10 protein-coding genes are annotated in these 13,034 nt (G+C 68.8%); 3 read left to right on the top strand and 7 right to left on the bottom strand.

The features are described 5' to 3' along the window. Positions 1-55 precede the first annotated feature (55 nt). Positions 56-1,672: a PucR family transcriptional regulator gene (locus ACQ5DX_RS14070; RefSeq protein ID WP_430333206.1), complete on the bottom strand. Its 1,617-nt coding sequence runs from the start codon at positions 1,670-1,672 to the stop codon at positions 56-58. Positions 1,673-1,814: 142 nt separating this feature from the next. Here ACQ5DX_RS14070 and ACQ5DX_RS14075 point away from each other — a divergent pair, with 142 nt between their 5' ends. From ACQ5DX_RS14075 to ACQ5DX_RS14085, 3 genes are all read left to right on the top strand, one after another. Next, positions 1,815-2,213, top strand: coding sequence for a RidA family protein (locus ACQ5DX_RS14075; protein WP_430333207.1), 399 nt, complete (start codon positions 1,815-1,817; stop codon positions 2,211-2,213). 159 nt (positions 2,214-2,372) lie between these two features. Then, on the top strand, positions 2,373-3,746 hold the full coding sequence (locus ACQ5DX_RS14080) for an MFS transporter (protein ID WP_430333208.1): 1,374 nt from the start codon (positions 2,373-2,375) through the stop codon (positions 3,744-3,746). A gap of 59 nt (positions 3,747-3,805) precedes the next feature. Continuing rightward, the gene (locus tag ACQ5DX_RS14085; RefSeq protein WP_430333209.1) at positions 3,806-5,281 is read left to right on the top strand and encodes an amidohydrolase family protein; all 1,476 of its coding nucleotides are present in this window, start codon (positions 3,806-3,808) and stop codon (positions 5,279-5,281) included. Positions 5,282-5,328: 47 nt separating this feature from the next. On the opposite strand, the gene proB is transcribed toward ACQ5DX_RS14085, so the two are convergent. From proB to ndk, 6 genes are all read right to left on the bottom strand, one after another. Then, entirely contained in the window at positions 5,329-6,429 is a 1,101-nt protein-coding gene (gene proB, locus ACQ5DX_RS14090) for a glutamate 5-kinase (RefSeq protein WP_430333210.1), read from the bottom strand. Further along, positions 6,426-7,886 carry a GTPase ObgE gene (obgE, locus tag ACQ5DX_RS14095; protein WP_430333211.1) on the bottom strand — a complete coding sequence of 487 codons (1,461 nt, stop codon included), beginning with the start codon at positions 7,884-7,886 and terminating at the stop codon, positions 6,426-6,428. Before obgE ends, proB begins: the two co-directional genes overlap by 4 nt. 203 nt (positions 7,887-8,089) lie before the next feature. After that, positions 8,090-8,353: a 50S ribosomal protein L27 gene (rpmA, locus tag ACQ5DX_RS14100; RefSeq protein ID WP_013416501.1), complete on the bottom strand. Its 264-nt coding sequence runs from the start codon at positions 8,351-8,353 to the stop codon at positions 8,090-8,092. A 34-nt stretch (positions 8,354-8,387) separates the two neighbouring features. Then, positions 8,388-8,699 (bottom strand): 50S ribosomal protein L21, encoded by a 312-nt coding sequence (gene rplU / locus ACQ5DX_RS14105; protein ID WP_005512259.1) that lies wholly within the window; start codon positions 8,697-8,699, stop codon positions 8,388-8,390. Between the two features lie 263 nt (positions 8,700-8,962). Further along, positions 8,963-12,151, bottom strand: coding sequence for a translation initiation factor IF-2 N-terminal domain-containing protein (locus ACQ5DX_RS14110; protein ID WP_430333213.1), 3,189 nt, complete (start codon positions 12,149-12,151; stop codon positions 8,963-8,965). A gap of 454 nt (positions 12,152-12,605) precedes the next feature. Beyond that, entirely contained in the window at positions 12,606-13,025 is a 420-nt protein-coding gene (gene ndk, locus ACQ5DX_RS14115) for a nucleoside-diphosphate kinase (protein WP_430333214.1), read from the bottom strand. Positions 13,026-13,034: the final 9 nt, after the last annotated feature.

Raw genomic sequence — 13,034 nt, forward strand, 5'->3', positions numbered from 1 at the left:
TTGTCGGTTGGAGAGAAACCAGGACCGGAATCGTTGTGCGAACCGACAACTGCACCTAATCGGCGGCGGGCCCGCTCGACTTGGCCAGTCGCAGGTGCACCATCAGCCGGAATCGCACGTCGGGGTCATCGAGATCGAGTCCCAGGAGCGAGCGCACCCGCCGTAGCCGATAGCGGAACGTGTTGGGATGCACATGCTGTGCCGCAGCCGCAGTCCCGACGTCACCGAAAGCATCGAGCCAGGCCTCGAGCGTGTCGACGAAAGATGGGCCATGCTCGGCGAGTTCGCCGATCGGCCCGAGCGGGTCGAGCCCCTCCGCGGCAGCGTCCGCGGCGACAGCCGACAGCACCACATCGACGTACACGTCGCTGTAGGTGGCGACTGCTTCTGCTACCCGGCCGGTCTGCAACACCCCTAGCGCCCGCGCCGCGTCGTGCCGCGAACGAGTGATATCGATCGGACGGGACACGATGCGGCCCACACCGATCACCGCATCGGTGCCGATGCCGATCCGGTCCAGGAAGCCGGCGGCGACCGCGCGTGCATACCGCTCCGGGTCCGGCTCGGACGGGCGTGATGCGAGCACGGCGTAGCCGATACCGTTGACCAGGGCGACGGCCGAGCTCCCATGCATCGCACCGAGATGCACGGCCAGCGCGTCCGTCAGGCGTTCGAGTCGCGCGGCGCGACCGGCGCTGCGGACGTCGCGTGTGCTGCGCAGGCCCAACGCCAGCACCAGCGCCGGCCCGGCACCGAGCCCCAACCGGGCGAGCGCGTCACGCACCCCGGCCCCACCCTCGAGTACGGTGGCGACGAGGTCCGCACGGACGCGCCGCTCCTCGTCGGACCCCGCACGCTGCCGAAGCATGTGCAGAGCAACCAATTTCGACGATTCCCGGAACGCGCGTTCCCGATCGGGCGACAGCGGCTCGGCAACCACCGCCCACATCGACCCGAGGTACTCGTCGCCGGCCCGGACAGCCACCGCGACCCGCGCCAGCTGTTGTTCCGGTGTCATCCGCTCCACCCACACGGGGTCGTCGCTGCGCCGCAACCGATCGAACACACCGCGCTCCTCGAGCATCCTCAGATACGACTCGGGCACCTGTCGATCCAGTACGGTGGCCACGCGCGCGGGGTCGGACTCGTCCTGCTTCCCGGAGAACGCCAGCACCCGGGAACTACGGTCCTCGATCGTGATCGGCGCGTCGAGTAGCGCGCTCACCGCGTTGGCGAACGCAAACAGGTCCCCGGCCGGCGCACCCGCGAGGGTGTAGGTCGTCCCGCCCACCGACCCTGGTTCGAGCACCGATCGCAGCAACGCCACCAGCTGCACCCAGGAGATGCCCGGCGCAAGAGCCAGCACCGCGATACCAGAGGACCGCACGGCGTCCGCCACCCGCGGATCGTCGCGCCAGGGGCCCCGAACGATCACCGCAGCGACGCCGGACTGGGCGAGGTGTTCCAGGACAGGTACGAGTTCCGAAGCATCCCGCACTCCCACCACGAGGACGAGTCCCCGCAGTGGGATCTCGGTACCGCCGTCGGGGTCGTGGATGGCCAGCCCGCCCAGTGCCTCGTCGAGGTCCGGCTCGCCGGCGACGACCTCGAGCAGGGTTCCGAGGTCGTCCAGAACACTCCGTAGTCCGGTGCGTGCGGCAGGCGAGGTCACCCCGCGAGTGTGCCAGACCGGCCTTGTCGGAACGCGCAGGGTCAGGGCCGAGAGTTTGTCCCTTCGAACGAAATCTCGGCCGAGATCTGCTGCCACGCTTACGCAGTCCACCCACACCCTCACCCAGGAAGGATACTCAGTGATGACCGATTCGACTCAGCCGCGCAGGACGTTCGTCACGGTGCCGGAACTGATGCCGGTCGAGGCGCTCAGCCATGTCGCCGACACCGGCACCACCGTGTACCTCTCCGGCGTTCTCGGCATCAACGCCGGGAGCACGGAGGCCCACCCCGCGATCGCAGAACAGACCACTGCGGCAATCGCCAACCTGGCGCTGGCCCTGGACGCGGTCGACCTCGCACTGACGGACGTCGTACAGGTCCGGGTCTACCTCGCCGATCTCGCCGACATGGTCGCAATGAACGACGCCTATATCGCGGCCTTCGCCGCCCCGCGTCCCGCGCGCACCACCATCGGCGCGGCGCTCGCGCTCGGCGCGAAGATCGAGATCGACGCCGTCGCGGTGCGACGTGGTCAGTGACCGAGACAGCGTCGTCCGGTCGCACCAATACTCGACGCAAACTTGGTCGGATCCGACCAGAGCGGATCAGGGAGTGACCCGCACAATCAGTACATCCAACTGTGTGACACATCACATGCGCTGTCGCGCAGTCGATCTCCGCCCCATCGAAGGAGTGCCATGGCCGACCCCACCCAAGCCGATGCAGTACTGCGATCGGCAATCAGGAAGTCGAGCGCGCGTCTGGTGCCGCTACTCTGCCTGCTCTACGCCCTGAACTATCTCGACCGCGTCAACGTCGGGTTCGCCGCGGCGGGCATGAAGTCCGACATCGGATTGTCCACCGCCGCGTTCGGGCTCGGCGCCGGCCTGTTCTTCGTCGGCTACTGCATTTTCGAGGTGCCCAGCAACATGATCATGCACCGAGTCGGCGCTCGACTCTGGATTGCGCGGATCATGGTCAGCTGGGGCCTGCTGGCATCGGCGATGTCCGCTGTCCAAGGCGAAACCAGCTTCTACGTACTGCGGGTACTTCTGGGCATCTCGGAGGCCGGCCTGCTACCCGGGATCATCCTGTATCTGACGTACTGGTTCCCCGCCGAGGTCCGCGGCCGGACCACTGCGAAATTCCTTCTTGCCCTGCCGATCTCCATCGCCGTGGGCGCACCGTTGTCCTCGTGGATCATCAGCGTCGGTGACGGCTTGTTCGGACTCGCGGGATGGCAGGTGATGTTCATCGTGCAGGGGATGCCCGCCCTGCTGATCGGCTTCGCCGTCCTCTTCTGGCTTCCGAACCGACCCACCGACGCACGGTGGCTCACCCCGGACGAGCGAGCAGCACTGACGGCGGCGATTCAGGCCGAGGACGCCGCGGCAACGACGCGCGGGACAAGTTCGATTCGCGCCGCCCTACGCGATCCCCGGATCTATCTGATGGGAATCATCGGGTTCACCGCCACCTTCGGCATCTACGCGTTCAGCTTCTTCATGCCACAAGTGATCGCCGACTTCGAGGCAAGTTTCGGGACGCCGCTCACCGCCACGAACATCAGCATCCTCACCGCCATCCCGTTCGCCTGCGCCGCGGTGGCGATGCGAGTGGTCAGCCAGAGTTCCGATCGGAGGTCCGAGCGCATCAACCACGCGACCATCGCTGTCATCGTCGCTGCGATCGCGACCGTCGCCGCCCTCTACGCACCGACTCCCTACCTCACGATCGCGGCGTTGACCATCCTGGTGTCGGCCGCGTTGGCCTCCGTCCCGGTGTTCTGGCAGATACCGAAGTACTTTCTCTCCGGCGCCGCCGCGGCCGGCGGAATCGGCATCATCGGCGCGATCTCGAACTCCGCGGGATTCTTCGCACCGACGGTGACCGGCTGGCTGCGGCAGAACAGTGGGAGCTTCGACTCGAGCATGATCGTGATGGCCGGCCTCATGTTCGCCGGCGGACTGCTCCTCCTCCTGCTGCGCAGGATGCTGACCACTCCCTCGGCCGAGACGGTGGCTGCACTGCAGGGTGAGGCAGCCGACCGACACGCCGCCCGGGCAGACTGAGCCGAGCCGCGCACCCTGCCGACGACCTCCGTGCGGATGCACGAGAAAGCAGACACCCCATGCACATCCACGATCTTGTACTGACCGGGGGGCGCGTCGTGGACCCGGAAACCGGTCTCGACGCAGTACGCAACCTCGCGATCACCGGCGGGACCATCTCGGCGCTGTCTCCGTCACCCGTGCACGGGCGCACCACAATCGACGTCAGCGGGCGGGTGGTCTGCCCGGGGTTCATCGACCTGCACAGTCACGGCCAGGCAATCGCAGAGCAACGACTGCAGGCCATGGACGGAGTGACGACTGCACTCGAGCTGGAGGCCGGGGTGGTCCCGGTGGCCACCGCGTATGCGCGGGCAGCCGCAGAGGGCCGGCCCGTCAACTACGGCTACGCGACGTCGTGGGCGCACGCACGAATGATCGAGTTGTCCGGCGCGAGGGCCGATGGGGACATCCACACGATGCTCGAGCACGCAGGCGATGCCCGTTGGCAGCAGGCGGATTCCGGCGATCGCCTCAGCAAGGTCCTGGACCGCCTCTACGCCGATATCGAGGCGGGTGCGCTGGGCATCGGAGTGGTCCTGGGATATGCCCCGAACACGGATCCCAGGGAGTACCTCGCCGTCGCGGACCTGGCGGCACGCGCGGGGGTGTCAACCTTCACCCACGCGCGGGCACTGATCGACGCCGACCCCACCACGCTCGTCGACGGTGCGACCGAAATCGTCCAGGCTGCAGCGGAAACCGGCGCGCACATGCACTACTGCCACGTCAACAGCACCTCGAACCAACACATCGACCGGGTCCTGTCGCTCGTCGAAAAGTGCAGGAACGGTGGCGCCACAGTCACCACCGAGGCGTACCCGTACGGATCGGGTTCCACAGCAGTCGGCGCCGCCTTCCTCGCTCCGGAACTGCTGTACCGCATGAAGCTCACGCCCCAGTCACTGACGTATGTATCTACGGGAGAACGGATCCCCGACGCGGACCACCTTCGACACCTGCGGTCCGTCGACCCCGGTGGGCTCGTCGTCGTCGAGTTCCTCGACGACGACGACAGCCACGACCGGCAGTACCTCGAACGCGCGTTGACGTTTCCCGACACCGCCATCGCAAGTGACGCCATGCCGCTGACCTGGCCGGGTCGAGAGAACGCCGACCCGATGACGTGGCCACTGCCGTCGGAGACGTCCGGGCACCCGCGCGGTGCCGGCACCTACGCCCGCACCTTCCGTACCCTCGTCCGCGAACGCGGACTGCTCGATCTCGACGAGGCTGTCCGTCGCTGCTCGCTCGTCCCTGCGCAGATCCTCGAGGCGTCCGTGCCCGCGATGCACCGCAAGGGACGGTTGAGCCCCGGCAACGACGCCGACATCGTCGTCTTCGATCCCGACACGATCACCGACCGAGCGACCTACATCGCCGGGACGCGGCCGTCGTCCGGGATCGACCACGTCCTGGTGGCCGGCACGCCGGTGGTTCGCGACGGCCACCTCGTCACCGACGCTCTGCCTGGCCGCCCGGTTCGCCGCGGCTGACCAGGCGCTCCCGCCCGGTGAACTGAACCGTCATCGGGCGGGAGCGATCAGAGTGGCACCAGATCGTCCGCGTGGACGACGGGGCGCTGCATGTCCGCCGGGAGCTCGGTGGTCGAGTGTCCCAGCATGTCCTCGATCTCCGTCGAGTCGTATGCGACCACGCCGCGGGCCACCGGACGCTCGTCCGGGCCCACCAGCGAGATCACGTCACCGCCGTAGAAGCGGCCCGCCACCGCGGTGATGCCGGCCGGCAGCAGCGACCTCCGGCGCTCCACGACCGCCCGCACCGCGCCCGCGTCGAGGTGGATCGCGCCCTGCGTGTCCGCGGCATGCCGGACCCAGAACTTGCGGGCCGACATCCGGTGCGGCCGCGCCGCGAACACGGTGCCGACGTCGGCCGTCGTGAGCGCCGTCGCGGCGTCCGACGCCGCCGTCAGCAGCACCGGAACACCCGAGTCGGCCGCCAGCCGTGCCGCCGATAGCTTGGACGCCATCCCGCCGGTGCCGAGCGCTCCCCCGGACCCTGCCACCACACCGTCGAGATCCTCGGGGCTGTTCACCTCGGGAATCAGTGTGGCGCCGCCCTTTCGGGGGTCACCGTCGTACAGTCCGTCGACATCCGAGAGCAGGACCAGGGCGTCCGCACCGACGAGATGCGCGACGAGCGCCGCGAGCCGGTCGTTATCGCCGAACCGCAGCTCGGTCGTTGCGACAGTGTCGTTTTCGTTGACGATCGCCACCGCGTGCAGTGCGCGCAACCGGTCCAGGGTGCGCTGCGCGTTGCGGTGCTGCGTGCGCCGCGCGATGTCGTCCGCGGTGAGCAACACCTGGCCGACGGTGCGGCCGTATCGCGCGAACGACGTACCCCACGCGTGCGCCAACGCCAGCTGACCGACACTCGCGGCTGCCTGCTTCGTCGCGAGATCCCTTGGCCGATGGGTCAATCCGAGCGGAGCCAGCCCCGCCCCGACAGCGCCCGACGACACCACGACGACGTCCGACCCGGCTCGCATCCGCGCCTCCAGCGCATCCGCGAGCAGGTTCAACCGTCCGACGTCCAGTCCACCGATGAGACTCGTCAGTGCCGAGGATCCGATCTTGACGACGATGCTGCGCGCGGACGCGATGGCCGCTCTGGTCTCGCTCACTTGTCTTCGGGATCCTCGCTCTCGAGTCCCCGGCGGACCCGGCGCGCGTGCTTGCGCTCGGCCGCGCCGATGCGCTCGTCCTGGTCGAGACGGGCATCGGTGCCACGACCGGTGCGGACGATGTCGACGCCGGCCGCGGTCTGCGGCTCCCACTCGAATCCGACGTCGCCGATCGTCACGAAGGCGCCGGGTTCGGCGCCCTGCTTGACCAGCGCGTCCTCGACGCCGAGACGGGCCAGGCGGTCCGCGAGATAGCCGACGGCCTCGTCGTTGTCGAACGCCGTCTGCCGGACCCAGCGCTCGGGCTGGACGCCGCGCACGATGAAGCCACCCGGGTTGTCTGGATCGGCGATGACGTCGAACCCGGTCTCCTTGGCCGCGATCGGACGGATCACCTGACGCTTCGGCTCCGCCGGCGGATGCGCCTCGCGGTATTCGGCGACCATCTTGGCGAGCGCGAAAGTCAAGGGCCGCAGACCGTCCCGGCTGACGGCCGAGATCGTGAACACCGGCCAGCCGCGCGCCTCGAAGTCCGGCGTGACCATCTCGGCGAGTTCGGCCGCCTCGGGGACGTCTGCCTTGTTCAGGATCACGATGCGGGGACGGTCGGCGAGATCGCCGAGGCTCGCGTCTCCCTTGAGCGCGGGCTGGTAGGCCGCAAGTTCCGCCTCGAGGGCGTCGACGTCGGAGATCGGGTCGCGTCCCGGCTCGAGCGTCGCGCAGTCCACGACGTGCGCGAGGACCGCACAGCGCTCCAGGTGGCGCAGGAAGTCCAAGCCCAGGCCGCGTCCCTCACTGGCGCCGGGGATCAGGCCCGGCACGTCGGCGACGGTGAATGTCGTGTCACCACTCGACACGACGCCCAGGTTGGGCTGCAGGGTCGTGAAGGGGTAGTCGCCGATCTTGGGCTTCGCGGCCGACAGCACCGACACGAGCGACGACTTACCGGCGGACGGGAACCCGACGAGGCCCACATCGGCGACCGACTTGAGCTCGAGGATCAGGTCGCCCGCCTCGCCCTCCTCGCCGAGCAGTGCGAAGCCGGGAGCCTTGCGCGCCTTGGACGCCAGCGAGGCGTTGCCGAGACCGCCCCGACCGCCGCGTGCCGCGACGAACTGGGTCCCGACGCCGATCAGGTCGGCGAGAACCTCGCCGTCCTTGTCGACGACGACGGTGCCGTCCGGCACCTTGAGGACCAGATCCGAGCCGTTGGCGCCTTCGCGGTTGCCGCCCATACCCTGCGTGCCGTTGGTCGCCCTGGCGCGCGGATGGAAGTGGAAGTCGAGGAGGGTGTGGACGTTGCGGTCCACCTCTAGCACGACATCTCCGCCGCGACCACCGTTGCCACCGTCCGGGCCGCCGAGCGGCTTGAACTTCTCGCGGTGGACGGAGGCGCAACCATTGCCGCCCTTACCGGCGCTGACGTGCAGCACCACGCGGTCAATGAATCGGGACATGACTGCCGGATCCTTCCTCAGTCAATACTTCTGGGCTACTTCTGGATTCACAGTGTGACGCCGTAGACGCACTGTGGTGAAAACAACAGTAGGGGCGGGCAGGGTTATGAGACCCTGGCCCGCCCCTACTGGGAAATCGGAACGGAATCGAACTCGTCAGTGCATCGAAACGATGGGAGCCCGAACCGTAAGTGGCAGCAGACCTAGGCCTCTGCCGCGACCGGAACGATGTTCACGGTCTTGCGCCCGCGCTTGGTGCCGAACTCGACGGCGCCAGCAGCGAGAGCGAACAGGGTGTCGTCACCGCCACGGCCGACGTTGACGCCGGGGTGGAAGTGGGTTCCGCGCTGACGCACGAGGATCTCGCCGGCGCTGACGGACTGGCCGCCGAAGCGCTTCACGCCGAGTCGCTGTGCGTTTGAATCGCGACCGTTACGGGAGCTGGATGCACCCTTCTTATGTGCCATGTCGAATCCCTCCAGGAATCGGTGAAAGTTCGAGTTACTTGATGCCGGTGACCTTGAGGACCGTCAGCTTCTGACGGTGACCCTGGCGCTTGTGGTAGCCGGTCTTGTTCTTGAACTTGTGGATCCGGATCTTCGGGCCCTTGGTGTGCTCGACGACCTCACCGGTCACGGAGATCTTCGCCAGCTTGTCGGCGTCGGTGGTCAGCTCGGACCCATCGACCACGAGGACCGGGGCAAGCGAGACAGCGGTGCCGGGCTCACCCTCGATCTTCTCGACCTTGACGAGGTCACCAACAGCGACCTTGTACTGCTTTCCGCCGGTCTTGACGATCGCGTACGTTGCCATCGGACGGCTACCCCTTGCTACTTCGAACGTTCTCGCGCCGCTGCCGTGAGGCTTTCAGTGCTGCGCGACTGGTCTGGTGTGGCGGCTACCCCTTACGCGCCCGTAAGGCCCGAATAGGGCGCAGCAGAGCGGTATCGCCGGGTAGCGACCGGTCAAGATTACGGGATGGCAACCGCCAGGGTCAAACTGGCGCGTCACCCGATCCCGCCGTGGTGTTTCGTCGCCCCGCGCCACGCACGGGGCGACGAACGACCACGGATCCGTCAGGCCTCGGCGTCGACCGGAGGGCCTGCAGGCCGTGCTGCCGCACGGCGCCGACGCGGCCGACGTGCGACCTCCACCTCGCCGTCCCCGGCCGCGTCCGACGCAGCAGGGGGCTCGGAAGCGGCGGTGGCAGCGGCCTCAGGTTCGGCTGCGGGCTGCTGCGCCGGCTCCGATGTCGGGATCACGAAAACCGTGCCCGCATCGGGCGTCTCACCGGCCGGTGCTGCCGCCGCGCGGGACACCCGTCGGCTCCGCCGCCGGGCCCGCGGTGCCTCGGGCTCCGGCTCGGGCTTCTCGGCCTCGACAGCTGTCACCTCGACCGTCTCGGGTTCGGACGCCTGTGCCTCGACCTTCTCGGCCTCGACCTTCTCCTCGGCCTGCGGCTTCTCGGCTTCGACCTTCACCGACTCCGTCGGCGCCGAGTCCGCCTCGGACTCGTCCGGGTGGTGCGAAGCCATCGCGAGCGCCACCGGGTGCGCCCGCTTGACGGTCGCGTCGGCGGCCACCTCTTCCTGCGACGGGTGGGCGTGCTGGCCGTTCGCCGCCGGCTCCTGCGCGGCCGCGGCCGCGCGATCACGTCCGCGCTTCTTGCGTCCGCCCGACTCCTTGGCCTGACCACGACCGTCGTCGCCGGACTTCACCTCGACGGGCTCCGTGTGGACCAGGATGCCCCGGCCGTGGCAGTGCTCACACGTGGTGGAGAACGCCTCGACGAGGCCCGTGCCCAACTTCTTGCGGGTCATCTGGACCAGGCCCAGCGACGTGACCTCGGACACCTGATGGCGCGTGCGGTCGCGGCCGAGCGCCTCGGTCAGGCGCCGCAGCACCAGATCGCGGTTGGACTCGAGAACCATGTCGATGAAGTCGACGACGATCATGCCGCCGATGTCGCGCAGGCGCATCTGCCGCACGATCTCTTCGGCCGCCTCGAGGTTGTTCCGCGTGACGGTCTCCTCGAGGTTGCCGCCTGAGCCGGTGAACTTGCCGGTGTTGACGTCGATGACGGTCATCGCCTCGGTGCGGTCGATCACCAGCGTGCCGCCCGACGGCAGCCACACCTTGCGATCGAGCGCCTTCGCCAACTGCTCGTCGATGCGGTGCGTCTCGAACACGTCCGGCGTGCCCGGCTCCGGATCGTGCCGCTCCACCCGCGGCAGCAGGTCGGGCGCCACGTTCTTGATGTACGACTCGACCGTGTTCCAGGCCTTCTCGCCCTCGATGACGAGCTTCGAGAAGTCCTCGTTGAACAGGTCGCGCACGACCTTGACCAGCAGATCGGGCTCTTCGTACAGCGCCTGCGGGCTGCCGGACTTGCCGTCCTGCGCCTTCTGGGCCTGCTCCTGGATCGTCGCCCACTGCGTCTGCAGTCGGGTGACGTCCCGCGACAGCTCCTCCTCGCTGACGCCCTCGGACGCCGTCCGGATGATCACACCGGCGTCGGCCGGGACGATCTCGCGGAGGATCTCCTTGAGGCGCTTGCGCTCGGTGTCGGGCAGCTTGCGGCTGATGCCGGTGGACGTGCCGCCGGGCACGTACACGAGGAAACGTCCTGCCATGCTGATCTGCGTGGTCAGGCGGGCACCCTTGTGACCCACCGGATCCTTGCTGACCTGGACCAGCACCTGGTCACCCGGCTTGAGCGCCTGTTCGATCTTGCGTTCCCGGCCGCCGAGACCGGCCGCCTCCCAGTTGACCTCGCCGGCGTACAGCACGCCGTTGCGTCCGCGTCCGATGTCGATGAACGCCGCCTCCATGCTGGGCAGCACGTTCTGCACTCGGCCCAGGTAGACGTTGCCGACCATCGACGCCGACGACGAACCGGTCACGAAGTGTTCGACCAGGACGCCGTCCTCGAGGACCGCGACCTGAGTCGACGCCGCCGGGTTCCCGCCGCCGACCTTCTCGCGCACGACCATCACCCGGTCGACCGCTTCGCGGCGGGCCAGGAACTCCGACTCGCTCAGGATCGGCGGGCGGCGACGGCCCGCATCGCGGCCGTCGCGGCGGCGCTGGCGCTTGGCCTCGAGCCGCGTGGAGCCACTGATGCCCTGCACCTCGTCCTTGGCGCGGGCCTTGTTCCGCGGCTCGCGCTCGTGGACGACGGTGTTCGGCGGATCGTCCTCCGCCGTGATGTCGCCCTCGGCACCGCCCTTGCGGCGGCGGCGGCGGCGACGACGACGGCTGGTGCCGTCGCCGGCTTCCTCGTCCTCACCGGCCTCGGCGCCCTCGCTCGTCTCGGCGGTCTCGGCCGATTCGGCATGCTCCTCCGCGGCCGGCTGCGACGGCTCGGCGGCGGCTTCGCCCTCGCCGGCGGCCTTCTCCTCGGTCTCGTCCGACTCGGTGCCCTCGCCGGCCTGCTCACCGCGGCCACGGCCACGGCCACGGCGACCGCGGCGGCGGCGACGCTGCTGCTCGCCGCTCTCGGTCTCGGTCTCGGTGGTCTCAGCCGACTCGGTCGGCGCGGCCGTCTCGGCGGTCTCGGCCGGTTCGGTGGTCGCTTCCGCCGTCGACTCGGTCGACTCGGCCTGCTCCTCGCTCACCTCGGGAGCGGCGGCGGCCCGCCGACTACGACGGCGACGCGGAGCGGGCTCCTCGGCCACGGCCTCGGGCTGGAGGAACAGCGGTGCCTGCACGGACGCCGGCGCTGCCGACGTCTCCGGCTTGTTCTCGGCGCCCAGCTCGGCGTCGGTGAACAGTGCGGCCGAGGCTGCGGCCGTCTCGTCGGCGGAAGGCGTCGACTCGGGCTGAGCCTCCTCAGCCTCGACAACGGCCTTCGCCTTGGGCGCGGCCTTCTTGCGGGCACGCTTGCGGGGTGCGGGCTTCTCGGACTTCTCAGTCTTCTCCGCCGGCTCCTCGGCGGGGGCCTGCTCGACGACCGGTTCGGTCGTCGCGGCCTCAGCGGCCGGGGCCTCGGGTTCCGGGGCCTCGGGTTCCGGGCTCGGCTCGGCTGCACCGGACATCGTCGAGTGGATGCGCTCGGCGATGTCGCGCTGGAGGCTGGACTGCGCGCTGCGTAGCTCGGTGCCCAGCGCAGCAGCCTCGGCGAGGACCTGCTTGCTGGTGACGCCGAGCAGCTTCGCCAGCGCGTGGACGCGAATCTTCTCGGGAAGTACCGGGGTGGTACTCGGCTCGACCGACGCTTCCGCGATCGGTTCCTGAACACTTTCGGGCGGCGCTTGTTCGGCCACGTATTCTCCTCGAGCCCCCGGGCGCGTCCATCCGTCTGGAACCTCGGATGTGACGCGGCCGCGCGGGGGCGATGGTTGTGTACTCGCACCGGGGTACGAGATTGTCTGGTCTCGCTCCACGTGTTTCGCAGTGTCCGTTATCACTGCGAAATCGCGCGGTGCCTGGCAGGATGGCGGCGATCCACGGCGCGGGCGCCTGACCGTTCACGGTGTGAGCGCCTGATCATCCAGCGTGCCGCACGTTGCAAGGATTACCTGCGCCGGTGCTGCAGCGATGACGGGCTTCGCCCCGTGGTGTCATCCGATCGGACGCGCGTGGAGCAAAATTGCGGTCCGACCGATTCAAGTATCCCACATCCGCGGGCTGTGTCCCCTCATCGGCGCACCGGTAGGTGACGAAACAAAAGGACGCTCCCCGGGCACGAGGCCCGGGAAGCGTCCGGAGTCGAGGGGTTCAGGCCCGAGCGAGCTGGGGAAACCAGAGCGCGATCTCACGCTCGGCGGATTCGACGGAGTCGGAACCGTGCACGAGATTCTGGCCGCCGTCGAGCGCCAGGTCGGCACGAATGGTGCCGGGGACGGCCTTCTCGACCGGGTCGGTGCCGCCGGCGATCTGACGGAACGCGGCGATGGCGCGCGGGCCTTCGAGGACCGCGGCCACGAGCGGACCCGACGTGATGAACTCGAGCAGCCCCGGGTAGAACGGCTTGCCTTCGTGCTCGGCGTAGTGCGTCGCGGCGACGTCGTTCGCCGCCGTCCGCAGCTCCATCGCCGCGATGGACAGACCCTTACGTTCGATGCGGGAGAGGATCTCGCCGACGTAGCCGCGGGCCACGCCGTCGGGCTTGATCAGTACCAGGGTGCGCTCAGTCACGGAAACAGC

The sequence above is a fragment of the Rhodococcus sp. ACT016 genome (genome assembly GCF_050477185.1).
Lineage (GTDB): Bacteria > Actinomycetota > Actinomycetes > Mycobacteriales > Mycobacteriaceae > Prescottella.